Below are 26,233 nucleotides of genomic sequence, written 5' to 3'. Positions count from 1 at the left end.
ATACCCATAATCAGAACAATCAAAGGGATTCGACAATGAAGCGAGTCATGCTTGCCGCCACGCTGTTAGCCGCCGCCTTGGGTGCCACGACCGCACATGCCGAGAAGATCGTGTTTGCCATCGGGGGTAGTCCCAACAGTCTGCAGGGCCAGACCGCGCAGTACTTCGCCGATAGCCTGCAAGCCCGGCTCGGCGATGAGCATCAGGTCGAGTACTACCACAGTGGGCAGCTGGGGGATGAGCGCCAGCTGATCCAAAAGCTGCGCCTGGGTACGGTCGACCTGGCCGCGATTTCCTCGGTGATGTCGTCCGTGTCACCAAGCTTCGCCCTGTTCGACATGCCGTTCATGGTCAAGGACCGTGAACACCTCAAGCGCATCGATGATACGATCGTGATGACGGATCTGGCCGAGGATGCCAAGTCCAAGGGCCTCAAGCTGGTCTCCACCTGGGAGAACGGCTTCCGTCAGATCACCAATAACGAGCATCCGATCGTGGCGCCAGAAGACCTGGACGGGCTGAAGCTGCGTACCCCACAGAGCGAATGGCGGACCGGCATGTTCAACGCCTGGGGCGCCAACCCGACACCGATGGCCTTCTCGGAAGTCTTCGTGGCGCTGCAGACCGGGGTCGTCGATGGTCAGGAGAACCCGCTGTCCAACATCGATGGCGCCAAGTTCCAGGAGGTGCAGAAGTATCTGTCACTCTCCAATCATGTCTATTCGCCCATCTGGTTGACCAGCAGTCAGGCCGGCTGGAACAAGATGCCCGAGGACGTGAAGGCAGCGATTGCCGAAGTCTCCGCCGAGACTCAGAGCTGGGCCTTCGCCAAGGGGGCGGAGCTTGATGACAAGCTGCTGGCAAGCCTCAAGGCGGGTGGCATGGCCGTCAACGAGGTGGACCGGGATGCCTTCGTCACTGCAAGTGCGCCGGTCTATCAGGCGTTCTCCGACAAGGTCGATGGCGGCCAGGCGCTGGTTGACCGGGCCATGGCACTGGCCAAGGAGTAAGTCATGAGCTCGCATTCCCATGCGGCCAAGGCAACCTTCCCCACCGAGAGTGGGGAAGGACTGACGCCCAAGGCTGACTTGACAGTGCTGGACAGAATCAACCGTGTGGTAGAACGCTGCCTTGAGGTATTTACCGTCAGCCTGCTGTTGTCGCTGACAGTGATCGTGCTGGCAGCAGTGGCCTTGCGTACCTTCGGTGGCTCCTTGCCGTGGTATGACGAGGTCGCCTCGATCAATCTGGCATGGCTCAGCTTCTATGGCGCTTGTCTCGCGGCCTTGAAGCGTTCGCACATGGGCTTTCCCGGCTTGATCACCAAGGCGCCCATCGCACTGCGCAGTACGCTGTTCATTACCTCTGAGCTAATCGTGATCGGATTCTTTGCCGTGGTGGGCTGGTTCGGGTATCAGGTGCTGGACGTGCTGGCCTGGGATGCCTTGATCGCCTTGCCGAGCATCGGCCTGGATGTCACCCAGTCGGTGATCCCGCTCAGTGCGGCACTCTTCATCGTGTGTGAGCTGCTGAGCCTGCCCCATGCATGGCGCAAGATGTGTGAAGGCGTCAACAGCGAAGAGGAAGAGATCGCGGAAGCCATCCGCTTGGCCGAGGAAGACCTCAAGGAGCACCGCTCATGACGTTACTGATCATTATCGCGGCCCTGTTCGCACTGGTGCTGATCAACGTGCCCATCGCGGTTGCCATCGGCACGGTGGGGGTCGTGGGGGTGGTGATCTTCATGGGCGTGGATGCGCTGGTGAACGTGCCATTGACGCTCTTCAATGGCGCGACCAAGTTTCCGCTGATCGCGATTCCGCTGTTCATCCTCGCCGGTGCGCTGATGAACACGTCAGGCATCTCCATGCGGCTGATCAATCTCGTCACGGCGATGGTGGGGTTCGTGCGCGGTGGCCTGGCCATGGTCAATGTCGGGGTGTCACTGTTCTTTGCCGAGATTTCCGGCTCGGCTGTCGCGGACGTGGCAGCCACGGGGTCGGTGTTGATTCCCGAGATGAAGAAGCGCAAGTACACGCCAGAGTTCTCGGCGGCTATCACCTCATCCTCCGCGTCATTGGCGATCATCATTCCGCCGTCGCTGTCGATGATCCTGTATGGCGCCATCGCGGATACCTCCATCGTCAAACTGTTCGTGGCGGGGATCATTCCGGGCCTGTTGGGTGGATTCGGCCTGGCAGTGCTCTGCTACTACTATGCCCGCAAGTACGACATGCCGCGTGAGGCTGCCTTTTCGCTGTCGGCGCTTGGCAAGGCGTTCCGGGAAGCCTTCTGGGCGCTGACGCTGCCGGTCATCATCCTGGGCGGAATCTTCGGCGGCTTCGTGACCGCCACGGAAGGAGCGGGCATCGCCGTGCTGGCGGCGCTGGTCATCGGGGGTCTGGTCTATCGCGAATTGAATCTGCAGGTGCTGTATCGGGCGGTGATCGATGGCGTGATCCAGACGTCCGTCGTCATGTTGCTGGTCGCGACCTCAGCCGTCCTGGGGCTGTTCCTGACCGAGATGCAGCTGCCGCAGCAACTGGCGCAGGAAATCACCTCACTGACCACGGACCCGGTGGCGGTGCTGGCGTTGCTCAATATCCTGCTGCTGTTGCTGGGGATGTTCCTGCATGGTGCAGCGGCCATCATCCTGGTCGTGCCGATCGTGATGCCGCTGATCCAGCAGATCGGGATCGATCCCATCCACTTCGGCCTGATTCTGACGCTCAACCTGGCCATCGGTCAGCAGACACCCCCCGTCGCCTCGGTGTTGGCGACCTCATGCTCGATTGCCAGAACGGACATGTGGGAAACCACCAAGGTCAATCTGCCGATGATCTTCGTGCTCTTCCTGGTGCTGATGCTGGTCACCTACGTGCCGGCGATTCCCATGAGTCTTGTCGAGCACTTCTATGGGTGAGTGTTTGATTGATAGGTAGATAGATAGGTAGATAGATAGGTAGATAGGTAAGTAAGTAGGGCAGTGATGGAGACTGCTCACCAGACACGCCAAGGCCGCCCTTTGAGGCGGCCTTGGCGTGTCTGAAGCCAGCAAGCGAACCCCGAGGTGCATGCCCCTCAGGCAATCCACGCTGCATCAGGAGGGGGATTTCACTTTTCCGGTCCAGCAACCGGCACGCCTTGTGCTATCTGGCGGGGGCCGGACACATGCTGTTCGGCACGGAGAATCCAGGTGACACCTCCAGGCATCAGCAGCATGCCCAATACTTCGTTGGTCTGGGGCCATTGCCATGCCAGCAGGTAGCCGTAGAGCAACACACAGCAGGTCTCGAAGACGGTCTCTGCCCACCCACGGAGACCTGCAGTCGCTGGGCGGAGGAGTTTCACAAGGCATTGGCAATCCACGAACCGCCCACCGACATGAAGACGACTGCGGAACCGAAAGCCCACCAGCGCTCTGATGACAGCTCCAGCGGCAGTATTCGCGGCTGCAAGACGGCGACCAGCACAAGAATCATGATTGCCACGACCCCGGTCGCGATGCCCTGCAGGGTGGACCACTCTCGCGCGGAAAAACGTTCGGCCTTGAGTTGTTGAGCATTGCGCAGTGCGAACCATGTCCAGGACATCACGCCGAGCGAACCACACAGCATGCCGATCAGGTCTCGCCACTCTCCCGAGCCCTGCAGGAAGCGAAGCAGAACAGGCACGTTCATGCAGACGATATCCACCCCGATCAGCGTCAGGGACAGGCTCATGGACAGGCGGCTCGCGCGCTGGGAGCGTCACTTGGCACGCCGCTATTCGTGCGCAAGACGCGAGGCGTCGTGCTTTCCGATGCGGGAATGCTCTACCAGCAGCACGTTCACCCAGAGCTGAAAGGACTCGAGATGGGAGGGCGACGCCTGCGCGCGAGAGCACCCTGACACCGTCAGCGTGCTGGCAATGCATGCCGCCATTCAGCGAGGCGCCGGCATCGGTCTGGCCTGGGATTTCATGGCGGGAGACGCCATCGCAAAGGGCGAGCTGGTGCGTGTCACAGTCCATCGCGCGATCATTGGCCTGGCTGAGCATCTTGTCCACGGCCTTCATCGACCGTTACCGGCCTCCGCGCGATTTTTCAGGGGTTGGCTGATCGCAATATCAAGTCACTGGATGGCAGATACTGACAACCAAGGTCTAGATTGGAGGTCAGAATCATAGCTCAAGACGCAAAGTCGAATGACGGACATCGGATTAGTTGCCGAGGTGTCGACGCAGTAGTGACGTATTCAGACATCATCTCACCCTGGAGTTCTTGTCTCAGGGATGAGCTCAATCCATGACCTGTTATCGCTCAACAGATGAGGTGAATCTTCTGTAACAGAGAGTGATTTAACGTATAATTAAAGTAATCATAAGTTATCTTTGTCATGTGAACCCCGGCGTAGTCATGACTCAGATAATATTGTGCGTGACGTCGTCGTGTCTGCAGACCTGCTTCATTTTGCCAGGTCTTGGGAAGGCTGACCCGATGATGGGCAAGCAGGGCTTTGCGATGGCTTTACTAATGGCAACCTCCTGTTTCACTACTCAAAAAGTGGGTAGCGTCTCCTCCTTTGAGCGGTCTTCATTGTGGTGGCAGGAAAGACTGTGTAAAATTCCGCGTCCAGAGTTCGTTATTCGATAACTCAGCTTGAAAGAGTCTATCTAGTTCGCATAGAGACAAGACTCTTTGATATCCCCAAGATAAACCCCAGTGTGATAAAGACACCTTGGATAAGTAGAGTCATTATGCAACCTGTAAAGTGTTGGTATTCGATTGATGATCGTCTCGGAGCTCGTTGGCTGGCTTATATAGGCATCATATCGTTATTATTATATGCCGCTTTACAATTTGTCTTGCCAAACACTCAAGAAGTGATGGAACGAGTCTTGGCATTTTCGGGGCTTGTCGCATTCTGTGTATACGGTAAAGGCTTGCGCAAGGCCCCCCTCTTATTACTTCTGGGGTTTCTCTGCGTACAATTGTTTTCCTGGAGCCTGGGATTATGGCAGTACCCGCAATGGGCGATAGATGACCCAAGGCTCCAGGATCTGGCCAAATTGTTTATCTTCATCAGTGTGGCGTGGTGGTTGAACGGAAGTACACGAAATACTCTCATCGTGTGGGGACTGGCAGTCGGCGGGGTCTTGGTCACGACGCTATTTGCACCAGGTGACGACGGATGGCTCACCGGGTTTACTGGGGAAAGAGTGGGATTCGGAATCCGTAACAACCAGCATGCATCCATGTTGTTTGGGGTTTCGCTATTGGGTTTGCTCTGTTTTGCTCGTCGCTTTTGGAGCAACGGTAACGCGCGGTATTTGAGAATAGCGCTTTGGTGCCTGGCGATGGTGATGGTAGTGACTGGCATCGCCGTTGGTCAGACAAGAGCCGTCTGGCTCAGTGCAACGATTGCAAGTGGCATTGGTCTGATACTCTGGGTTATCAAGTCCGTACTGGAGGGTAGAACCAGACATTTGACAAAGTATCTCGTCACAATTCTATTATCTATCGTAATCGGGGCAGGGGTATTGGTCTCTACACTGGGAGACTCTCTCAATCATCGCTTCCATAAAGAGAGCAGTGTGATATCTCAGTTGGTAGATGGCGAGATCACGGAAGTACCTTATACAAGCATCGGGATTCGTATCAATAGCTGGATTGCGGCGAGCCAGTGGATTGCGGAACGCCCGATGACAGGGTGGGGACCTGAAGGCCGTCAGTTGGTCATGTCGGAAACGACCTGGCTGCCAGATTGGGTACTGGCAAAATATGGCCACCTGCATAATTACTTCCTGGAAACCTGGGTCGAATATGGAATTGTTGGACTTATCGCGATGTCTCTATTGGCATTCTGGATTGGCCGTGCCACCTGGCTAGCGTGGCGGGGTAATGCGATGCCTGATGACATTGCCTGCTTCGGCCTGATGTTCTTCATCTATTGGATGATAATCAGTAACTTTGAATCTTATAATTCATTCCCGACAGGCCTGTTTGTGCATAATCTGATCGTCGGTGGTTTGATCACGCATTATTGGCGTTGGCGTTTGAGTCACCAGACTGCGTAATCGAATCTGTTAATAAGTATGAATAAAGCGCGTCAGATCATTCTGGCGCGCTTTATTTTTGAGCACAAGAATATCGGTTGTTACCTAATATAAATAAGAAATGCCAGTAAGCTGTTATGGGACGAGGTAATCCATGTTTTTTATATTGTACTTCATTGGCATATTAATAAATAATGAGCCGGGTTTCTGGTGTGAGGTATCCCAAGAGGTCATCAGGTAGACACGATCCGCTACGCGTTTACCACCATCTGGAGATATCCTTTAGACTTTTGACTTTCCTCCACTGTTGCTCCGATAGGTAAATACAGAAAGTGTTTAAGTACTGCAAATTGACAATTCAATGAAAACAGGAGCTGGGTAGTGGTATTTGATGAAGCGATCAATTACTGACCAATATAGAAAGCGAGAAATTAGAGCCAGAAAATATCTAGCGACCGAGACGCATTACTGGCGTATTGATATCCCTCTCATTATAAATCATTAACATGATCTGATGCTTGCGAGTCTGTTCTGTCTCTTCCAGCGCCGGGTGCATCTCACAAGAACAGCCCTTTTTTGTTGACCCGCTGGCCGCTTCATACCTTCGAAGCACACTAAGGTGATGGTTATCTGGTGCTTTCTTGATTAACCCCGTGCAAGAAGGTGGACTTCACTACTCTGAATCTAGCCAAATATGACGAAAATATGTATAATCCATGAAGCTTTGAATAAAAAATCTCTCTATTTTCTCAAACAGGGTATCGTGATCTTACCATCGCGCCCTGTCTGTCGTCTGGCTTCAGGAATTGCCCCACAATCCTGGGGCGGTAGCGTGTTTAAAATATTTTTTGGATGTGTTGATCTACACAGAAAAGCATAGAGATGTCAAAAAGCATTAAATTTTAAGTTTGCTCTTTTAGAGGCCTATTAATTGCCAATTACGAAAATATATCATGATATTAGTTGCTTACTTATGAGGTGCAGTTGTATGACAGCTCCGCTATGAATTTGTTTATGCAGTATACTGCAATAAGTATTATGGCCTAATATAATTTCTGTATTCATTGGTGAAACGTATGGGTAAGTCTTTGAGTTTTTTTGCGAAGCAATGCTACTTGTTAACGCAGTTTTTTCACAAAAATGTAAAATTCTTTTTTTCGGCAGCGAGTTTTTTTTCATTATCCAAAGTGGCACAAACTATATCGTTCTTTTTGCCAATTAAAGTATTAATTATGATTTCTATGGATAAGCCACCAGCATATTTCGATTCTTTAAAAGAAATCATACCTTACAGAAATTTTATAATTATAGTCTTACTTTCAGTACCATTTTTTTATATTTTGTATATGTTGTTAGGGTTGGTGTATAGAAAGCTAATAGATTTAGATTTGAAAGTAATATGGAGTTCGCAATATGACGGAAACGGTTTTCAATTGAAAACAAAAGATTTGCGGATAGCCTATACACAAACATCACGCTTGATGAGCGATATATTCCTCTGCTCTGTAGTATCGATAATAGCATTGAGTATTAATATTTATATTGGTGTCTTAGTATTGCTCTTGTCATATGTAATGGTTAATGTGTTTTTAAAGCACGCTTTTCAAGCAAAAGAAGATGACAGAGTAACTTTTGTGAAAATTCACAGAAAGCAGTTGATCGAATATACATTAGCTTTGTCCTACATGGTGGTCTTTTTCTCTTTAGTTGCTTTTGTATATTATAGTTTGTTAGGTGTGTATGAAACTATCTTTCTATTGCTTATTTCCCGTTTATATCTTCAAGGATTGCAGCGTATAATGGTTGAGACTATGTATCTTAATCAACATATCCAATCACATAAAATTTCCTGATCAGGTTATCAAACTCACGATAAAGGTATACAATGATTAAGTTAAGTGTAATTGTTCCGGTCTATAATTCAAGTAATAGTTTGGAACAATGTCTAGACTCCTTGGTTAAACAAAGCTTTGATTCATTTGAAGTCATAGTTGTCAATAATAATAGTACTGACAATAGTCAAGATATAATAAATGACTTTTCATCTCGCTATCCAGACATTATTGTGTCTGAATTTGAAGAGCAAGCTGGTGTCTCCTATGCGAGAAATAGAGGGCTTTTAGTTGCTAGAGGTCAATATATTGGCTTTGTAGATGCCGATGACTATATTGAAAAGGAAATGTATCAAAAGCTATATTCTAAGGCTGTAAGCTCTAGAGCCGATATTGTTATTACATGCAGGAATAACCTGCTGCAATCTGGACAAAAAAAACCAAAATTATATAAGGATAATTTCTTCAACTCTTTGAATATACGTGAAGGAAATGGTTTTTTAAGGAAAGTATCTGTTTTTGTATGGGATAAAATATTCAGTAAAAGTTTAATTCAAGAGAACCAAATATCTTTTAATACGACCTTAAATTATGCTGAAGACTATTTGTTCTTGATAAATAGCTTGGTGCGGTCAAAAAAGGTAAAAGTCGTCAATGAATGTTTGTATAACTATCGTGTAAGCACGAGCGGTAGTATTACTAATAGTATCACCAGTAATGTTTTAGATATAGAAAAAGCACTACAATTGATCACTGATTGTTTAAAGAATAATAACGCTTATTCTAGGAATAGAGAAGATTTATATAGAGTGGCTTTAGGGTTTTATGGGAGAAGGTTAAAAGCATTCTCACAGCAGGATAATAAAATAATACAACTAAGTTTTGCTAGAAAGATGCAATCATTTATAAAAAACCATTTTTCTGATATTGATTATGTTGAAAAGAATCTTAGTAAAGTAGAAAGATTAGCTCAGCTGATAGATAAACGTTGGAAAGCTTGTTTGTATATATTTACGCCTAACTGGGCTAAGTCTATAGTTTTTAAATCGGATAGAGTTTTATCGAAAGCAAGTGTAGTAAAAAATGTTTATTGTTTTTTTGGTAAATACTGTGGCTTGGAAGTAGATAGAGTGCTTTATGCCTCTTTTTCAGGAGCCAATATTAGCGGCTCGCCGTATCACTTGATGAAAGATGTACAGGCAAGTAGACAAAATATTAAAATTTCTTTTGCAACTAACAATTTTGTTAGAGATAAAAGGTTTTTAATTAAAAATGATATTAAGAATGTAGAGTTGGTCCATACAAAATCACTTAAGTATATATATCGACTTGCCACTAGTAAATATTTGGTGAGTAACTCCAGATTCCCGACTTTTTTTGTTAAGCGTTGTTCACAGATACTACTAAACACATGGCACGGAACTCCTATTAAAACGCTTGGTTTTGATATTAAGGAAGGTGCTATAGATGTTTGGCGAAATCAAAATCAGTTTCTTATGGCTGATTATTTCTTAGTACCAAATCCATATGCAAAATCTGTACTTCTTCCGGCATATAACTTAGATAAAATTTACTATGGTGAAGTTTTAGAAAGTGATTATCCTCAAAACGAGGTTATTGATTCTTCGGAGAGAAGAGAGGAGATAAGGACGGTACTTGGCGTTAATGATAAAAAGGTTATTGCCTATATGCCCACTTGGAGAGGCGTTAGCACAGGTAATATGGATATAACGGCTCAGGCAAACTTGTTCACGGAGCTTTTCCATAAGTTAGAAAAAGAATTGCCAGAAGATACTATGGTATATTATAACTTGCATCAGCTAGTTTCTTCAAAAATCAAAAAATATATTGGCAATAAGGTGCAGCCCTTCCCTGATGGCTTCGAAGTATATGAGTTCTTAACTTGTACAGATGTATTGATAACAGATTATTCCAGTGTAATGTTTGACTATGCTGCTAGCTCTAAACCTGTGTTGTTGTATGTTCCAGATAAAGAAGAGTATATAGAGGGGAGAGGTTTTTATTTTCCAATTACAGAATTGCCATTTCCTCAAAGTGAATCAATAGATCAATTACTTACTCATATTGTGGATGCGAGCTCTTCACAAGAAGAAAAGTTCAAAGCTTCTAATATGGCCCCTTATAGGCACGACAACATTACGCCTGCTAGATATATAAACTCTAGGTTTTTTGAGAATTACAATGGTAGATATCCTAAGAAGTGTAAATCTGTTGATAAGATAGTAGTGTTTTTATCCGGCAATTTGAGTCGTAAAGAACAAACCTTTTTGGAGGGAAGGGAAAGTAAGTTGCAAGACTATGTCTTCATACTGGATGCTAATAACTTTAGCGATGACTTGTCAAAATACTTATTAGAGCAAGGATGTACTTTGATTGTTGTGCCAAAAGATACCTTGTTTAATGTTTTTGATTTAATTGCTTTGAGATTGTGGCGGAAGTTTAAATTATTGAGCGGCTTGGTTAAGAAATCTTACGATAGAGAGTTAAGAAGGATTGTGCCAGGTATTAACGTAATAGAAGTCATTAGTTTTTCTTCTAGACCTAAATATATTGAAATGGCTAAAATTTATTGCAATAGTCTCGATATTTAATCTTGAAAGCAAGCTCCAGGTGATAATATGAATGATGGAAAGGTGATAATTACTTATGGAACATTTGATATGTTCCATATTGGGCATCTTAATCTTCTCAAGCGTCTCAGTGAGAGAGGTGATCGTTTAATAGTGGGTGTATCGACTGATGAGTTTAACTTGCTGAAAGGTAAGAAGACACTGATTCCCTACGATCAGCGTGCCAAGATCGTGGAAGCGATCGATTGTGTAGACCTCGTCATTCCTGAAAACGACTGGGAGCAAAAAGTACGCGACGTCAAGGAATATAATGTTGATACTTTCGCGATAGGGGAAGACTGGAAAGGCGAGTTCGATTTCCTGCAGGAATATTGTGATGTGTTGTATCTGGAGCGCACCAAGGATATTTCCACAACGGATCTGAAGCGCTCGCTGAAGCGGTTCTTGTCCATTCCTCATGAAGATCTCATCAAGGCTTTCGAAGTTTTGGAATTGCTTCGTAGAGATCTTGAATAATGATGATGCTACAAACGCTATGAAAGCTCAAAATCGTGTCTTGAGTGGCTATACCATGTATACCACTGAATTGGTACGCCTGGTCGATTTCTGTATTATCTTTCTGGCAGGGTTCAGTGCACATTGGTTCCATTTTGGGGGACTGGATGTTTCCGAAAGATATGGTTGGGGCATGTTGCTGGGGGGGATATTAGCTCTTCTGGTACTGCCGCATTTCAATATCTATCGTTCCTGGAGAGGACAAGTCCGCTTCCGCCTGGTATTCCAGATCATGGCCGGATACATGATGTTGGGAGGGCTGTTGGCGCTGGTCATGTTCATGACCAAGACAGGTGACAAGTTCTCCCGGCTGTGGGTTGGCTACTGGATGGTAAGTGCTACGACCTACTCCATCCTGATTCGTGCGATTGCTTATCCTGTTCTCAATCATCTGCGAGCCAAGGGCAAGAACCGCAAAAGCGTTCTCTTGATTGGTGATGCCTTGACCTGTGTTGGTGCAGTGCGTCAGCTGGCCAAGATCCCGACAGCAGGCTTTGATGTAGAACGAGTCATCTTGACTGGGGGGATTGAGCATTGGGGGTGGAGCGCGATTGAGCCAGAGCGCTACCAGCCTGACCAACAGATCGTCCATCAGGAGCAGGAAGTCTGGATCTGTCTCCCATTGACGCAAGGTAACCTGGTTCGTGATATCCAATCAGAGTTGAGCCTGACGACCTGCAATGTGCGTTACATGCCCGATATGCGTGATTTCCGCCTTATCAACCATGATGTATCAGATGTTGCCGGTCTGTTCATGCTTGATCTGAGTTGCAGTCGCATGTCGCTGGGCGCAAAGCTTCTCAAGTGGATCGAGGATCGCCTGCTGTCATTGATCATCGTGATTCTGCTGTCACCTTTATTGGCGCTTATCGCGCTATTGGTGAAATGTACCTCTGCGGGCCCGGTGTTCTATACCCAGGAAAGGGTCGGGTTGAACGGAAAGCCCTTCAAGATGCTGAAATTCCGCTCGATGCCAGTCGACAGTGAAAAGTGTGGGGTGCAGTGGGGAAATGCCCAGGCGAAACGAACTACCCTTGTAGGCAGGTTCCTTCGCAAGACCAGCCTGGATGAGTTGCCGCAGTTCCTCAACGTGCTTAAAGGTGACATGTCAATCGTGGGGCCGCGTCCGGAACGCACGATCTTCGTCGAAAAACTTCGTCACGAAATTCCTGGTTATATGCAAAAGCACATGGTTAAGGCCGGTATCACGGGCTGGGCACAGATCAATGGTTGGCGAGGCGATACGGACCTGGCCAAGCGAATTGAATGCGACTTGTGGTATGTAGAGCATTGGTCATTATGGCTGGACTTACGTATCATCATGCTGACTCTCTTCAAGGGTTTGATCCATAAACATGCGTACTGACACATTGGTGAAAGTGAAATGAATATCGAAGTCGAAAAATCCTATCGGCTTCTACGGTTTTTGAATAAACCACGCCACCCATTACTTCGTTATCCTTTGGCCTTGTTATCCGGCATTGGTGTGTGGATGCTGGGTGCGCCTCTGGCCGTAGCGGCAGACAGTATCAAGCTTGCATCGCGAAGTAATGGACTGAAAATCGTCGTGCGGCGAGGCATCTGGTTTGCGCATACCGGGTGGCTGCCAGTGTCGACCAGGTCTGATTTCTTTTTCGATATTTCTGAAGAAATGTCTACCAAGGCGGCCGACTGCCTCATTGCCTGGTTGGCTGACAACCAGCGCATCACTGACTTTGAGCGCCATATCTGGCAGGCTGATCTGCATGGTGGGAAGCTGGAAAAAGCCGATTTCTCAGAGTGTGATAATGATCGTGATACGTCTACCAGCAGTCTGGTCATCTCTCCGCAAGACTCACTCTGGCAATATGACAAATCCTTCTGCGCCAGCGTCAATCATGCATTGTCGATCATCAGCGCTGACATGGACAATCCGACAGCAGCGCCTGTCGTGGCGCATAAGTTCCAGAAGTCAGCGCAGTCGTTTGACAAGAATGATGCCTATCGCACGATCAAGGATTGCGATAGTTTGATGCGTAGCCTTGAATGGCCCTGGTATGTCATCAGTGGCACGCTTCTTGGAGCCGTGAGAGAACAGGATTTCTTGGGACATGACTACGATATTGATATCGGTGTCGACGCCAAGGACTTCGATATCAAGCAACTTCGAGATGCTGTTGCTGGATCCGACAATACCTGGTTCATAAAGTCAGAAAGTTATTGTACTTTCCGGGAAGTCGTATCCGAGAGTGCCGTGCGATATTCCAGATTGACTCAGCCGATACTTGTCAAACTCGTGCACCATACCGGCCTTGTCGCTGACCTTTTTGTTCATGTGCAAGAGGGGAGCGTCGTCTGGCATGGCTCCGCTATCCATCGGTGGGACAACTCGGAGTTTTCGTTGACTGACTACACCTTGGGCAGTCAGGTAGTCAAAGGTGCCGCGGATGCTGATCGTTACTTGACTGAAAACTATGGCGATTGGCGTACCCCCGTGACGCGTTTCGATTGTAGTATTGATCCTCCCAATATCCGTTATTCTCGAACTGCGCGTTCAATCACGTACTTGAGCAAGGTCATTTATCGCTATCTGCTTGACGGTGATGTCGAGAAGGCACGTCAATACCTCTCTGCACTGGAAAACGATGGGATGATCCTCAAGCAAGACGGTGTCTATCGTTATTGTTAGAGGATCGCGAAGATTCGGCTTCTCGCATCGTGGGAAGGCTGACGGTATCAAGGATATGAATGACAGAAGCCCGCCAAATTGGCGGGCTTTTTTGTTTGTCATCGCATGCCCCGGCGCTCCCCATCCACCAGTCGGCTGATGTCGGAGGGCGCGTCGTGCTTGAGCTCCGGCGGGAGCAGGGCATCCGGCAGGTCCTGATAGCAGACCGGGCGCAGGAAGCGGTGAATCGCGGCGGTGCCCACCGAGGTGGTGCGGCTGTCGGAGGTGGCGGGCCAGGGGCCGCCGTGCACCATGGCGTCACAGACTTCGACCCCTGTCGGCCAGCCATTCACCAGGATGCGGCCTGCACGACGCTCCAGCACTGGCAGCAAGTGGCAGGTCGCGGTGTGATCTGCTTCATCGAGATGCAGCGTGGCGGTCAGCTGGCCTTCGAGTGCACTGCAGACCTGCTTGAGCTGAGCGAGATCCTCGCATTCGACGATCAGCGAACTTGAGCCGAAGACTTCCGCCTGCATGGCCTCATTGGCAAGAAAGTCACTCGCCTGGGTGCTGAACAGCTGTGTCTGACATGGGCTGGCGATGGGGGAGTCGCTTTCACCGCTGGCCAGACAGGTGATGCCTGGCTGTTCGGACAGGCTCGCGACGCCTTGGGCATAGGCCTTGTAAATGCCGGGTGTCAGCATGGTCTGCACCGGGCTTGCCTGAATGGCAGGGATGGCCGCCTGCTTGAAGCGTTCCAGCGCTGCGCCTTTCACTGCCAGTACCAGCCCCGGGTTGGTGCAGAACTGCCCTGCGCCCATGTTGAGCGAGCCGACGAAGGCCTCACCCAGCAATTCGGCGCGGGCTTCCAGGGCCGCTGGCATCAGGATGACCGGATTGATACTGCTCATCTCGGCGTAGACTGGAATCGGCTGCGGACGCGATTGGGCGAGCGTCAGCAGGGCGGTGCCACCACTGCGCGAGCCGGTAAAGCCGACCGCCTGTATCTCGGGATGCTTGACCAGTGCCTGACCGACCTCATTGCCTGGGCCGAACAGCAATGAGAAGACGCCTTCCGGCATCTGACAACGCCTGGCGGCGTGAGCGACGGCCTGACCGACCAGTTCCGAGGTGCCCGGGTGGGCCGAGTGTCCCTTGACCACGACCGGACAGCCTGCAGCGAGTGCTGAGGCGGTATCGCCGCCGGCCACCGAGAAGGCCAGCGGGAAGTTGCTGGCCCCGAAGACAGCGACCGGGCCAAGCGGGATCTGACGCTGGCGCAGATCGGCACGCGGCAGGGGAGTGCGCTCCGGCAGCGCAGGGTCGACGCGCACATCCTGCCACTCACCGCGACGCAGCACCTTGGCGAACAGCTTGAGCTGTCCGCAGGTGCGACCGCGTTCACCGTTCAGGCGTGCCTCAGGCAGGCCGGTTTCCTGCATTCCGCGCTGGGTCAGGGTCTCGCCGAGTGCCTCGATCTCCTCGGCGATGGTCTCGAGGAAGAGGGCTCTTTCTTCGGGCGTCGTGGCGCGATAGGCATCAAAGGCCTGGCCGGCCAGTCGGCAGGCCTCTTCCACATCCCCTGCATTGGCCCCCGGGTAGCCGGGCGCCAGGCGCTCTCCGGTGGCCGGATTGATGGCGTGGATCGCCTCGCCCTTGGCGGCAAAGCTGCGCTGTCCGATGAGCTGATGTCCGTTGAGTGTCATGGTGCCTCCTGTCTGGCATGTTGGGTGAGTCTGGCATCGTGGGTGATAGCGGCAATCGGCAGCCGATACCAGTGAATGGCGTTGTCGTGCAGAACCTGGTCGAACGAGATCTGGCGTTGGTCGTGAGACGCCGTCTGCGCGATGGCGCCTGTCACCAGTGATAGCCAGTCGCCATAGCTGACCTTGAGGCCGGAGACCGGGAAGTTGCTGGCGAACAGGCAACGACGGGGGCCGAAGATGTCCAGTACCTCGCAGAGCAGCTCGTGATTGGCGCTGGCATCCCAGGCATGCCAGGGCGTGCCCAGCTCCGAGAGCTTGACGGCGACATTCGGGTTCTCAGAAAGCGCCCGCATGCCTGCGCGCCATTGGGCGAGGCCTTCCGGCGTGCGATCCCACGGCAGGCCGCTGTGATTGAGAATGACGCGCAAGCCGGGGTAGTCCTGAAGGGTTGTGGCCGCCTCCTCGAGGTGCCAGGCGGGCACGCGCAGGTCCCAGCTCAGACCACGCGCTTTGAGCAGCGCCAGCCCTTCGCACCAGCGTGGGTCCTGCAGACTGCCGCGAGTGCCCGTCACCGTCTGGCGGGTCTGGGGTGTGGCGGCGGTGACCGGCTTGGCACGCACGCCACGAAACAGCGGTGAGTCACATTGCGTGTCCAGCTGTGCGGCGCACGCCTCAGTGCCGAAGGCCGCCCAGCCGACATGCGCACTCGGTAGGCCATGAATGGCTGCTTGCTCGGTAATCCAGCGCGTCTCTTTCTCAGCCTGTGGGCGTGACGCTTCGGCTTCGCAGTGCACACTGCCTACCAGGCGATAGCCCGTGGGGATCAGGCGCTTGAGATCCGCGACCTGAAAGGGCTGGCGAATCGCGGCATAGTCGCCGAGAAAGAAGTTCTTTACCGGCGAGTCTTCCAGCCAGGGATACGCCACCTGGCCATCCAGCGCCCAGAGATGATGGTGGGCATCGATCAGCGGCTGGCTTTGTGAAGGTTCGCGCTGTATTGGGGTATCCGTCATGACTGGCTCGTGTCCTGGCAAGAAGTATCAAGTGCCCACTGACTCAGTGGTCACGCACCAGCAAGCAAGACACGTCCGGTTCGGCGCGCGTCGCGAAGCTTCGGCGTACCTGACCGCTCTCCAGATCCAGCACCGCGATGCGATCCCCCTTGAGCGAGACGAAGGCCTGCTCGCCATCCGGATGGAAGCTCATCGCGATGGGAATCGCCTCAAGCTGGATGGTGCCCAGCGGTGCCAGCGTTTCATCGAACAATGACAGCGAGCTTTCGCCGTAGTTGGTGGTGATCAGGCGGCCCCTGGGGTCACGGTAGATGCGATTGGGGTCACGACCGGTGGTCGCCGAGGCGCGCACGGTCATTGATTCGGTATCCACCGCCACGATGCTGTCGTCATCGCGATTGCTGATGAACAGGGTGCGGCCATCGGCGGATAGGCTGTTGCCTTCCGGCTTGCGGCCCGGAATCATCGCGATGGGCGCGAAGGTGGCATCGTGCGGCTTGAACTTGGTGATGGTGTTGCTGAGCAGGTTGATGCCGTAGGCCCAGTCGCCTACCTGGGTGAGCGCGAACAGGTGGGTCTTGTAGCCCCCGGAGGGCACGGCCAGGTCCGGCGTGGTCTGGGTCAGGGGCGTGTTGAACAGCAAGAGGGTGTTGTGGCCCTCGCTCATCGCATACAGACGATCCTGCTCATCGATGCCCAGCCCATGGATGCGGTAGTACGGCCAGGTGCTGAGCGTGTTGACCAGCGTGAAGGTCTCGAGATCGACCACGAACACCGAGCAGCCGCCCTGGTCGCCGATGCAGTCGGCACCGAGGATGCCGTAGTGGCCCACGAAGGCGTAGCGGCCGGTGGAATCCACCACGAACTCATGCGGGTAATCCGGCAGGCGCAGATGGTTGAGCTCCTCGCCGCTGGTGGCGTCGTAAAGGCTCAGGGTGTGTGCGCATTTCTGGTTGAGCAGCAGAACATCTCGGGACATGACATTTCTCCAATCAGCGAGGGCCTGTTTGTTAGGGCCTGTATGTCGAGGGCTTATGCCCTCGCTGGGGTGACAGATAGATAAAACGAGCAACCGTTCAGGCGTTACTGAGTCACGGCGGCCGTGGTCTTCTGCGTGCCTTGCGGCTGGGCGTCGGTCGCGACATCGGCACTGGCCTGACTGGCGCCCTGGATGGCATCGATCCAGTCACGGCCATTGGCGGCGATATAGCTGTCCCAGGTGGGCAGCACGACTTTCTGGAAGGCGGCGGTATCGACCTCGGTCTCGATCTTCATGCCCTTGGCGGCCAGTTCAGTGAGAATCTTCTGCTCGTTCTTCGCGTTCAGTTCGCGCTGATAATCACCGGCCTCACGTGCTGCGCTCACCAGCACCTGCTGATACTCCGGTGACAGGCTCTCGAAGGTGTCGTCGTTCATCACCATCAACAGCGAGGTATAGGCCTGATTGGTCAGCGACAGGTAGTCCTGCACTTCGTAGAAGCCTGCCGACCAGACGATGCTGATCGGGTGGTCCTGCGCATCGACCGTGCCCGTCTCCATCGCGGTGTAGAGCTCACCCAGCGGCATCGGCACCGGGTTCGCGCCGAGCAGGGAGAAGGCCTCGATCAGTGACTTGTTGGAGTTGGTGCGCATCACCAGGCCATCGACATCCGCGGGTGTCTTGATCGGGTGCTTGGAGTTGGTCATCGCGCGGAAGCCGACCTCCCAGAAGGCCAGGCCCTTGAGGTTGTCCTGCTTGAGCAGTGCCAGGGCATCGTCGCCGACCTTGCCATCCAGCACCTGATAGGCCGTCTTGCGGTCCGGGAAGATGTAGGGCAGATCGAAGGCGCCCAGCGCCGGCTGCAGGCCCGCGAAGTTGGGGTTGCCGGACAGCTCGATATCGATGGTGCCGCTGCGCACGCCGGCGATCATCTGCTGGTCACCGCCGAGCACGCCGTTGCCGAAGATGTTGACGGTGATCTCGCCATCCGTGCCTTCCTTGACCAGCTCGGCGAAGCGCTCGGCCGCCTGTTGCTGGGTATCGGTGGTCGGGGCCGTGTGGGCCAGCTTGAGCACGGTGGCTGCGTGCGCGGCGCTCATTGGCGCAAGGAGAAGCAGGCTGGCGAGGGAGGTCTTGAGCATTGGCGTCATGGAAAGGCTCTCTTGTCGTTGTTGTCGTGAATGGCTCGGTTTTCGTGAGTGGCGCTGGCGACCTGCAGAATTGCGGGTCAGTCGGTCATCCAGTACAGGGGCACGGTGATGATCTGCGGGAAGGCCACGAACAGCAGCAGAATCACTACATAGGCGAGGGCGAAGGGCGCGACGCCACTGACCGCCTTCTCGAACTTGAGGTTGCCGACGCTGGTGATCACGTTGAGCACGTTGCCGACCGGCGGGGTGATCAGGCCGATGGCGCAGTTGAGGACGAACATGATCCCGAAGTAGACGGGATCGATACCGGCCAGCTTGACGATGGGCATCAGGATCGGCGTGAGCACCAGAATGGTCGGGGTCAGGTCCATCACCATGCCGACCACCAGCACGATGCCCATGATGGCGAGCATCAGGATGCGCGGATCATCGGCCAGCGGCTGCAGCAGACCGGCGACCATCAGCGGCAGCTGGGCGATGCTGATCAGCCAGGAGGCGACCATGGCAGCGGCCACCAGGAACATCACGATGGCGGTGCTGCGCGCGGCCTGGGCGAGGACGGCGTAGAGCTGGCTCAAGTCCAGTTCCCGGTAGACCACGGTGGCGACGAAGATGGCGTAGACCGCGGCGACCACGCCGGCTTCGGTCGGGGTGAAGATGCCGCTCTTGATGCCGCCGATGATGATGACCGGCAGCATGATGGCCCAGAAGCTGTCCTTGAGTGCCTTGAGGCGCTCACGCCCGGTGGCCTTCTTCGTGACGACCAGATCTTCCTTGCGGGTCATGAACAGCCACATCACCACCAGGGTCACGCCCATGATCAGCCCCGGCACGATCCCGGCGAGGAACAGCTTGCCGATCGAGATGCCACCGGCGACCCCGATGATGATCAGCGGAATCGAGGGCGGGATGATCGGCGCGATGATCCCGCCGGCGGCCATCAGGCCGGAGGAGCGGCCCAGTGGATAGCCCGCCTTGCGCATCATGGGCAGCAGCATGCTGGCAAGCGCGGCGGTATCCGCGACCGCGGAGCCGGACAGACTGGCCATGACGATGGCGGCGAAGATGGCCACGAAACCCAGTCCGCCCTTGCGGTGACCCACCAGCGACATCGCCAGCGTGACGATGCGCTGGGAGAGCCCGCCACGCGACATCACTTCCCCGGCGGTCAGGAAGAAGGGAATGGCCAGCAGGGTGTAGCTGTCGGCGCCGTTGACGAGGTTCTGGGCCAGGATCTGCGAGTTGAACAGATCCAGGTGCAGCATCAGCACGATGGCACTGACCAGCAGGGCAAAGGCGATGGGGAGGCTCAGGCCGATGGCGGCCAGCAGGGAGCCGAGGAAGAGCCCGATGGTCATGGCGTGTCTCCTTGCTGATCAGATGAGGGGCTGGCGGCATTCGGTGGCGTGAGGCCATGCAGGGCAAGGGGCGTCAGCAGTCGCCAGAGCAGGATCAGCGACATCAATACGCCTGCCATCAGGCCGGCGAGATAGAAGACGCCGACGGGAATGCCGCTGATGGGGGAGAGATTGCGCCAGTTGAGCACCGTCTGATCGAAGCTGCCCTTGAGCAGCATCAGGCAGCAGCCGAGCATCACCAGGGTGACGACGCGATCCAGCACCCTGCGACATGCCGCCGGCAGCTTGTCGGCGAAGGTGTTGACGCTCAGGTGCTCCTGACGGATCAATGCCGTCACGGCGCCCATGAAGGTGACCCAGACGAACAGGAAGCGGGACAGCTCGACGCTGATCGAGATGCCGCTGTTGAAGCCGTAGCGCAGCACGACATTGACGAAGACCAGCGCGATCATCGCCACCAGTGCCAGCACCATCAGCAGGGTGAGGGCCTTCTCCAGTCCCTTGAAGATCGTCGTGATGCCGGTGGCAGTGCGGGTAGGCGCCGCTGACGCCAGCGGGGTGGGGTGGCTTCCCCGTGACTCGGAGGATGGCGCGATGGACGGTTTGATCGACATGGATAACGGCATCTCTTGGGTCAGTTTGTTCATGGTGTTATCCCCGAAGGAAGCATCTCGATGACGGCGCGACAGTGCGACGCTGTGGCGAGTCGCGGCAGTACTGCCGCGGGTCGTTTTCTGAGACTGGTCACCGGAACGGGTTGCTCAGACTGGTCGCCGGGACTGGTTGTGTTGACTAAAGGGCGTCGGCCAGCGCTGCCTGGAATTGTGTCACCACCGCTGGGTCCAGCGCCTGGGTGTGCTGCTGGATCACCGGTGCCAGTGCCTCACGCATGCGCTGACGTTCACTGTCCGCCACCACGTTGACGGTCATTTTGTCCTGCAGCTCGCTCAGCAGTTCCTCGTTCATGGCACGGCTCTGCTCACGCTGATACAGCGTGGCTTCACGAGCGGCCTCGCGGACCAGCTGGCGTTGGGCGTCATCGAGTGACTGCATGAAGCCCGCCGAGGCGACCAGCACCTGGGCGTCATAGGCATGCGCGGTACGCGACAGGTACGTCTGGACCTCGAAGAAGCGCTTGGCGTCGATCACGGTGTAGGGATTTTCCTGACCATCCACCGTGCGGGTTTCCATGGCGGTGAACAGTTCATTGACCGACATGGGTACGGCGTTGGCATTCAGTCCATTGAAAAGGTCGATGTAGAGGGCGTTCTGCATGGTGCGAATCTTGAGGCCCTCGATGTCCTCGAGCGTCTCGATGGGACGGCGGCTGTTGGTCATGTGACGGAAGCCGTTCTCCCAGTACTCGAGTGCCACCAGCTGCTTGTCATCCAGGCTTGCGAGCAGGGCACGGCCGGCCTCGCCATCCAGTACCGCATCGGCATGTGCACTGTCATCGAACTGGAAGGGCAGGCTGACGATGTTGAAATCAGGATTGAGGCTGCTGAGGGTCGCAGTGGAGGGGGCGGTGAAATCCAGGGTCCCTGACTGCAGCATCGAGGTCATGTTGACGTCATTGCCCAGAATGCCGTTGGAGAACACCGTGATGGTGATCTCGCCGTCTGATTTTTCCTCGACCAGTTGTGCAAACTTCTTGGCGCCCAGTGTCTGGGGATGCGCCTCCGGCAGGCTGGTGCCCATGCGCGCGGTGATCTCGGCGTGGGCGGTGGTCGCGAAGGTCAACATCAGCCCCAGGGTGGAGATCGTCTTGAGCAGGGCGTTGTTGAACAGAGTCTTGTCAGACAGGGCGTGGCGAATAAGCATGACGAATTCCTTGCAGATTGTTGTTATAGGGGCTGTTTTCCAGAGCCTGTTGTCATGGGGACGGATGTCATGACGATCGTTGTGGCATCGAATGAGCGCTAGGCGCTGGTGTCCAGCGAGTAGCAGCGAATGGCGTTGTCGCAGAACAGCTTGAGGCGGTTTTCGGGACTCAATGAGCGACTGAGGTCCTTGAAGGCCTGCCACAGCGTATCGAGCGAAGTCACTAGCCCATCGACCGGGAAGTTGCTGGCGAACATCACGCGGTGGACCCTGAAATGGCGCAGCACGATCTCGAAGACCTCGCGGTTGTCTTCCAGCCGCCAGGGCTGGCCCGCGACGCCGAGGCCCGAGAACTTGATCATCACCTGTGGCCAGGCGGCGACCTTGGCGAGGGCGTGTGACCATTCACGCAGGGTGTCGGGATCACGATCGCCGGGCACGCCTGCATGATTGATCACCACCGGCATCTCGGGATGGCGTTGCAGCAAGGGCAGCAATTCCTCGAGGTGCCACCAGGGCACCTGCAGCTCGAAGATCAGGCCACGACGCGCGACTTCACTGACGCCATACTGATAGCGCGGGCAGCGTAGCGAACCGGGCATGGCGTGGGTGGCCAGTCTCGGGTCGTAGCGCTCCAGTGCAGCTGGCTTGTGGCGGACCCCCTTGACCCTTCTTGATGCGCAAAGTCCTTCCAGCTGATCGCCGATGTCGCTCTGATCCAGCCAGGCTTGGGCGATCATGGCATCGGGCCAGCCGCTCTCGCAGGCAGTCTCCTCGATCCAGCGCACTTCCTTGAGCGCATCGCCCCGCGCCCATTCCGCCTCCATGTAGACGCACCCGAGCAACCGATGCGCCTCGCCCGCCGCCTGGAGATGCTCGGCGGGCAGGTAAGGGCGACGGATCGCGGAGTAGTCGCCGTAGCGGAAGGGGATCATCGGCTCATCACACAGCCAGGGGTGGTAGTTCTGCGTCGGGTCCCAGACATGCATGTGGGCATCGATGATCGGCAGATCTTCCTCCTGGCGAGTGGCCAGATAACGTGCGCGCTGCTCGCCGAGTTCCGCCAGAGGCACAGGCATCACCGGGGATTGGAGTGAGTCAGAGAGCATGGCGTGCCTCCTTGCATGGGCGAGTCAGGCTAGCGTGATCAGCGCGCAAGCGCGGTGTCGATGCGATCCAGCAGCTCGCTGCCGTGCTTAGCAGTGAACTCGGCGCGTACCGGCTCGGCGACCTTGGCACGCATGCTGGCGGTATCAGGCTCACGCACGACCTGCATGCCTTGCTCCTCGAGGAAGGCCAGATCGCCCTGCTCATTGTCATGATTGAGCTGACGCTGATAGCGGGCCGCTTCCTGAGCTTCTTCCTTGATCAGGGTCTGCAGTTCGGGCGCGAGGCTGTCGAACGTCTGCTTGTTCATGATCAAGGGGGCGGCGGTGTAGGCGTGTGCGGTGAGCGACAGGTGCTCCTGTACGGAATACAGGTTGGCGGAGCGGATCAGGCTGACCGGATTCTCCTGGCCATCCACGGTGCGGGTTTCCAGCGCGGTATAGAGCTCCGCGAAGGGCATCGGGGTCGGATTGGCGCCGAGTGCCTGGAAGGCGGCGATATGCGCCGGATTCGGGGTGGTGCGCAGGGTCAGGCCGCTGACGTCATCGGCGTTCTCGACCGCACGTCGCGAGTTGGTGAGGTTGCGAAAGCCGATTTCCCAGAAGGCCAGTCCTTCGATCTGTTGCGGCTGCATGGCGGTCAGCAGCTCCTGGCCGATATCGCCATCCAGCACCTGATAGGCCTGCTCACGGGTGTCGAACAGGAAGGGCAGGTCGAGCACATTGAGCTCGCCGACCAGCCCACTGAAGTAGGGGTTGCCTGAGAGCTCGATATCGATGGTGCCGCTGCGCACGCCCGAGATCATGGCTTGGTCATTGCCCAGCTGACCGTTGGGGAAGATCTTGATGGTCAGTTCACCGTCACTGCGTTCTGCCAGATGTTTGGCGAAGCGTTCGGCGGCCAGGTGTTGTGAGTCGGTAACTGGATGCGCATGGGCCAAGGTCAGCGAGGTGGCGGCGTGTGCGGGGCCTGCTAGCAGCAGACCGGCAAGAGCGGCGGTGATGAATGAGGCGGCGGTATGGCGGGTCGTGATGGTCATGGCGAAGCCCTTTTCTCGTTATTGTCGTGATGCTTCTGGTGCGTACAGGCGTTATTGACGCCGGTGCTGCTGGTGTTGCTGGTGTTACCGGCGCTGGTGCTGACGGGGGCAGGGCCGGGTGGTGGCGAAACCCTCCAGGCCCTGATCCCTCCTCTATGGCTCGTACTGATCAAGCGTGCTCACAGCACCGCCATGGCGGATGGCTGCTCAGCGTTGTTATCGTGGGTCTCGAACGCGACGGGATTGCGCAGTGCACGCCCTAAGGCGGGCAGTTCGATCTCGAAGCGATCGCCTTCCTGCACCTTGATCTGATCGGCGAAGCTCAGGGTGGCGGTGCCGAAGAAGTGCACGTGCAGATCTCCCGGCGCGCGGAACTGGGCGTACTTGAAATGGTGGTGTTCCAAGTTGGCCAGGCTGTGGGCCATGTTGGCCTCACCGGTCAGGAAGGGCTTCTCCCACAGGGTCTGGCCGTCGCGGGTGATGCGGCTGGTGCCTTCCAGGTGCTGGGGCAGCTCGCCGATCAGCAGTTCAGGGCCGTAGCTGCAGGCGCGCAGCTTGGAGTGGGCCAGCCACAGGTAGTTGGCGCGCTCGGTGATGTGGTCGGAGAACTCGTTGCCTACCGCGTAGCCGATGCGATGCGGCTGACCGTTGGCATCGTTCACGTACAGGCCGACCAGCTCGGGCTCTTCACCGGCGTCTTCGGCGAAGGCCGGCACACTGATCGCGGTTTCCGGTGCCACCACGATGCTGCCGTCACCCTTGTAGAACCATTCCGGCTGCGCGCCGACCTGGCCCTCGGCGGGCTTGCCACCCTCGAGCCCCAGGCGGAACATGCGCATCGAGTCGGTAAGGCTTGCGTCACCCTGCGCCTGTGCAGCGGCATGCATGGCGTCGCGGGTATCGGCGCTGCCCAGGTGGGTCAGGCCGGTGCCGGTGACGGTGCAGCGCGCGCGATCTGGGTGGGTGACTGGCGGCAGCAGTTCCTGGCGATCAATGGCCTGCTTGTAGTCGATCAGGGTGTGCGAGTAGTGCTGTTCGATCAGCGCGCTGAGCCCGATGCCCAGCTCGATGGCGCGAGAGGCCAGCTCATAGGTGCCGCCCGGGAAGTCGAGCAGGCGCAGCTGGTCGCGGCTTTCGACCACGGCGACCCGCGGGCCGTTGGCGGTGCGAAGTTGGACGAGTCTCATGATGGCTTCCTCACTCGATGATGTTGAACTGATCGAAGTAGTCGCTGTTCAGCTCAAGGCCCAGCCCCGGGGTCTCTTCGTCGAGGTCGATGAAGCCGTTCACCGGCTCCGGGTCGCCCTTGAAGATGTAGTAGAAGAGCTCGTTGCCGATCTCGACGTCATGCACTGGGAAGTACTCACTCATCGGGGAGGCTAGTGAGGCCATGGTGAGGTGGTAATTGTGCATCTGGCCGGCATGCGGGATGACCGGCACGCTGAAGGATTCGGCCAGCGCATTGATCTTGCGCGCCGCGGTGATGCCACCGACCCGGTTGGTGTCGTACTGGATGACGGAGACGGCACGCTTTTCCAGCAGCTGGCGGAAGCCGTAATGGGTGAATTCGTGCTCGCCACCGGAGATGGGAATGCTGGTCAGCTGATTGAGTTCAGCGTAACCATCGATGTCATCGGCGATCACCGGCTCTTCCAGCCAGCGCGGCTGGAAGCGCTCGAGCTTCGGCAACATGCGCTTGGCGTAGTCCAGGTTCCAGCCCATGTAGCATTCGAGCATCAGGTCGACATCCTCGCCGATGACTTCGCGCACGGCGGCGACGCTATCGAGGTTGGCACGCACGCCCTCGACGCCGTCACGCGGACCGTAGCCGAAGCGCATCTTCATGGCGGTGAAGCCTTGATCCAGATAGGACTGGGCCTCTTCCTGCATGCCCTTGAGGTCGGTGCGGTAGAGCTTGGAGGCGTAGCAGGGGATCTTGTCCTTGGTGCGCCCGCCCAGCAGCTTGAAGACCGGCTTGCCGACTGCCTTGCCCATGATGTCCCAGATGGCGATATCCACGCCGGAAATGGCGGCCATGCCGATGCCCTTGCGGCCCCAGGCGTGGGTGGAGCGGTACATGCGCTGCCACAGGTATTCGTAGTCGAAGGGGTCCTGGCCGATGATCAGCGGCGCGAGGTACTGGTCGATGATCGCCTTGGCGATGCGCGGGGCGAGTGCCACGTTACCAAGCCCTACCAGCCCGTTGTCGGTCTCGATTTCCACCACCGTCCAGCCGTGGAAGCGGAAGGTGCCCATCGAGTCGCCCTTGTCCCACAGCTCATCCATGGCGTTGGAGCAGAAGTGGGCAGTGGGGGGGACGGTGTGGCCTTTCCATTCGAAGACGCGAGTTCTGACCTTGGTGATTTTCATCGGATTATCCTTGTTGTGGATGACGTTG

At 55.1% G+C, this 26,233-nt stretch carries 21 protein-coding genes; 9 read left to right on the top strand and 12 right to left on the bottom strand.

Annotated features, from left to right (window positions below):
- Positions 1-35 precede the first annotated feature (35 nt).
- The 3 genes from AC26AR_RS10195 to AC26AR_RS10185 are packed head-to-tail and all read left to right on the top strand — an operon-like array spanning position 36 to position 2,923.
- On the top strand, positions 36-1,010 hold the full coding sequence (locus tag AC26AR_RS10195; protein WP_488106950.1) for a TRAP transporter substrate-binding protein: 975 nt from the start codon (positions 36-38) through the stop codon (positions 1,008-1,010).
- Between the two features lie 3 nt (positions 1,011-1,013).
- A complete protein-coding gene (locus AC26AR_RS10190) occupies positions 1,014-1,643 on the top strand; it encodes a TRAP transporter small permease (RefSeq protein ID WP_084208290.1) in 630 nt (209 codons plus the stop codon).
- Entirely contained in the window at positions 1,640-2,923 is a 1,284-nt protein-coding gene (locus tag AC26AR_RS10185; RefSeq protein ID WP_084208291.1) for a TRAP transporter large permease, read from the top strand. The genes AC26AR_RS10190 and AC26AR_RS10185 overlap by 4 nt, the downstream gene beginning before the upstream one ends.
- A 424-nt stretch (positions 2,924-3,347) precedes the next feature.
- Here the strand turns inward: AC26AR_RS10185 and AC26AR_RS10180 are convergent, their stop codons facing one another.
- Positions 3,348-3,722 (bottom strand): hypothetical protein, encoded by a 375-nt coding sequence (locus tag AC26AR_RS10180; protein WP_488106949.1) that lies wholly within the window; start codon positions 3,720-3,722, stop codon positions 3,348-3,350.
- Between the two features lie 1,015 nt (positions 3,723-4,737).
- Here AC26AR_RS10180 and AC26AR_RS10175 point away from each other — a divergent pair.
- The 6 genes from AC26AR_RS10175 to AC26AR_RS10150 all read left to right on the top strand — a co-directional run bounded on the left by AC26AR_RS10175 (position 4,738) and on the right by AC26AR_RS10150 (position 13,682).
- On the top strand, positions 4,738-6,057 hold the full coding sequence (locus tag AC26AR_RS10175) for an O-antigen ligase family protein (RefSeq protein ID WP_488106948.1): 1,320 nt from the start codon (positions 4,738-4,740) through the stop codon (positions 6,055-6,057).
- A 1,055-nt stretch (positions 6,058-7,112) separates the two neighbouring features.
- A complete protein-coding gene (locus AC26AR_RS10170; RefSeq protein WP_488106947.1) occupies positions 7,113-7,889 on the top strand; it encodes a hypothetical protein in 777 nt (258 codons plus the stop codon).
- 32 nt (positions 7,890-7,921) lie between these two features.
- Positions 7,922-10,480, top strand: a complete 2,559-nt coding sequence (locus AC26AR_RS10165) for a CDP-glycerol glycerophosphotransferase family protein (protein WP_488106946.1) — start codon at positions 7,922-7,924, stop codon at positions 10,478-10,480.
- A 27-nt stretch (positions 10,481-10,507) separates the two neighbouring features.
- Positions 10,508-10,975: an adenylyltransferase/cytidyltransferase family protein gene (locus tag AC26AR_RS10160; protein ID WP_488106945.1), complete on the top strand. Its 468-nt coding sequence runs from the start codon at positions 10,508-10,510 to the stop codon at positions 10,973-10,975.
- 55 nt (positions 10,976-11,030) lie between these two features.
- On the top strand, positions 11,031-12,380 hold the full coding sequence (locus tag AC26AR_RS10155) for an undecaprenyl-phosphate glucose phosphotransferase (protein WP_488106944.1): 1,350 nt from the start codon (positions 11,031-11,033) through the stop codon (positions 12,378-12,380).
- Between the two features lie 18 nt (positions 12,381-12,398).
- Positions 12,399-13,682, top strand: a complete 1,284-nt coding sequence (locus AC26AR_RS10150) for a LicD family protein (protein ID WP_488106943.1) — start codon at positions 12,399-12,401, stop codon at positions 13,680-13,682.
- Positions 13,683-13,780: 98 nt separating this feature from the next.
- On the opposite strand, the gene AC26AR_RS10145 is transcribed toward AC26AR_RS10150, so the two are convergent.
- The 11 genes from AC26AR_RS10145 to AC26AR_RS10095 all read right to left on the bottom strand — a co-directional run bounded on the left by AC26AR_RS10145 (position 13,781) and on the right by AC26AR_RS10095 (position 26,205).
- On the bottom strand, positions 13,781-15,367 hold the full coding sequence (locus AC26AR_RS10145) for an aldehyde dehydrogenase (NADP(+)) (protein WP_488106942.1): 1,587 nt from the start codon (positions 15,365-15,367) through the stop codon (positions 13,781-13,783).
- Entirely contained in the window at positions 15,364-16,380 is a 1,017-nt protein-coding gene (locus AC26AR_RS10140; protein WP_488106941.1) for an amidohydrolase family protein, read from the bottom strand. Before AC26AR_RS10140 ends, AC26AR_RS10145 begins: the two co-directional genes overlap by 4 nt.
- Before the next feature lie 43 nt (positions 16,381-16,423).
- On the bottom strand, positions 16,424-17,359 hold the full coding sequence (locus AC26AR_RS10135; protein ID WP_191237338.1) for a YncE family protein: 936 nt from the start codon (positions 17,357-17,359) through the stop codon (positions 16,424-16,426).
- Positions 17,360-17,463: 104 nt separating this feature from the next.
- Positions 17,464-18,510: a DctP family TRAP transporter solute-binding subunit gene (locus AC26AR_RS10130; protein WP_488106940.1), complete on the bottom strand. Its 1,047-nt coding sequence runs from the start codon at positions 18,508-18,510 to the stop codon at positions 17,464-17,466.
- Between the two features lie 77 nt (positions 18,511-18,587).
- Complete coding sequence (locus AC26AR_RS10125) at positions 18,588-19,868, bottom strand: TRAP transporter large permease subunit (RefSeq protein WP_191237336.1); 1,281 nt, start codon at positions 19,866-19,868, stop codon at positions 18,588-18,590.
- Positions 19,865-20,515: a TRAP transporter small permease gene (locus AC26AR_RS10120; RefSeq protein ID WP_488106939.1), complete on the bottom strand. Its 651-nt coding sequence runs from the start codon at positions 20,513-20,515 to the stop codon at positions 19,865-19,867. The genes AC26AR_RS10125 and AC26AR_RS10120 overlap by 4 nt, the downstream gene beginning before the upstream one ends.
- Before the next feature lie 145 nt (positions 20,516-20,660).
- Positions 20,661-21,689 carry a TRAP transporter substrate-binding protein gene (locus AC26AR_RS10115; RefSeq protein ID WP_488106938.1) on the bottom strand — a complete coding sequence of 343 codons (1,029 nt, stop codon included), beginning with the start codon at positions 21,687-21,689 and terminating at the stop codon, positions 20,661-20,663.
- Between the two features lie 98 nt (positions 21,690-21,787).
- Positions 21,788-22,798: an amidohydrolase family protein gene (locus AC26AR_RS10110; RefSeq protein WP_488106937.1), complete on the bottom strand. Its 1,011-nt coding sequence runs from the start codon at positions 22,796-22,798 to the stop codon at positions 21,788-21,790.
- A gap of 38 nt (positions 22,799-22,836) precedes the next feature.
- Positions 22,837-23,835, bottom strand: coding sequence for a TRAP transporter substrate-binding protein (locus tag AC26AR_RS10105; protein WP_488106936.1), 999 nt, complete (start codon positions 23,833-23,835; stop codon positions 22,837-22,839).
- Positions 23,836-24,014: 179 nt separating this feature from the next.
- Positions 24,015-25,022: an AraD1 family protein gene (gene araD1, locus AC26AR_RS10100; protein ID WP_488106935.1), complete on the bottom strand. Its 1,008-nt coding sequence runs from the start codon at positions 25,020-25,022 to the stop codon at positions 24,015-24,017.
- 10 nt (positions 25,023-25,032) lie between these two features.
- Positions 25,033-26,205, bottom strand: a complete 1,173-nt coding sequence (locus AC26AR_RS10095) for an L-rhamnonate dehydratase (protein ID WP_077373800.1) — start codon at positions 26,203-26,205, stop codon at positions 25,033-25,035.
- Positions 26,206-26,233: the final 28 nt, after the last annotated feature.

The organism is Cobetia sp. PS-4MA, assembly GCF_057670765.1.
The sequence above is the reverse complement of the archived record's forward strand: the minus strand, read 5'-3'. Positions and strand labels throughout refer to the sequence as shown.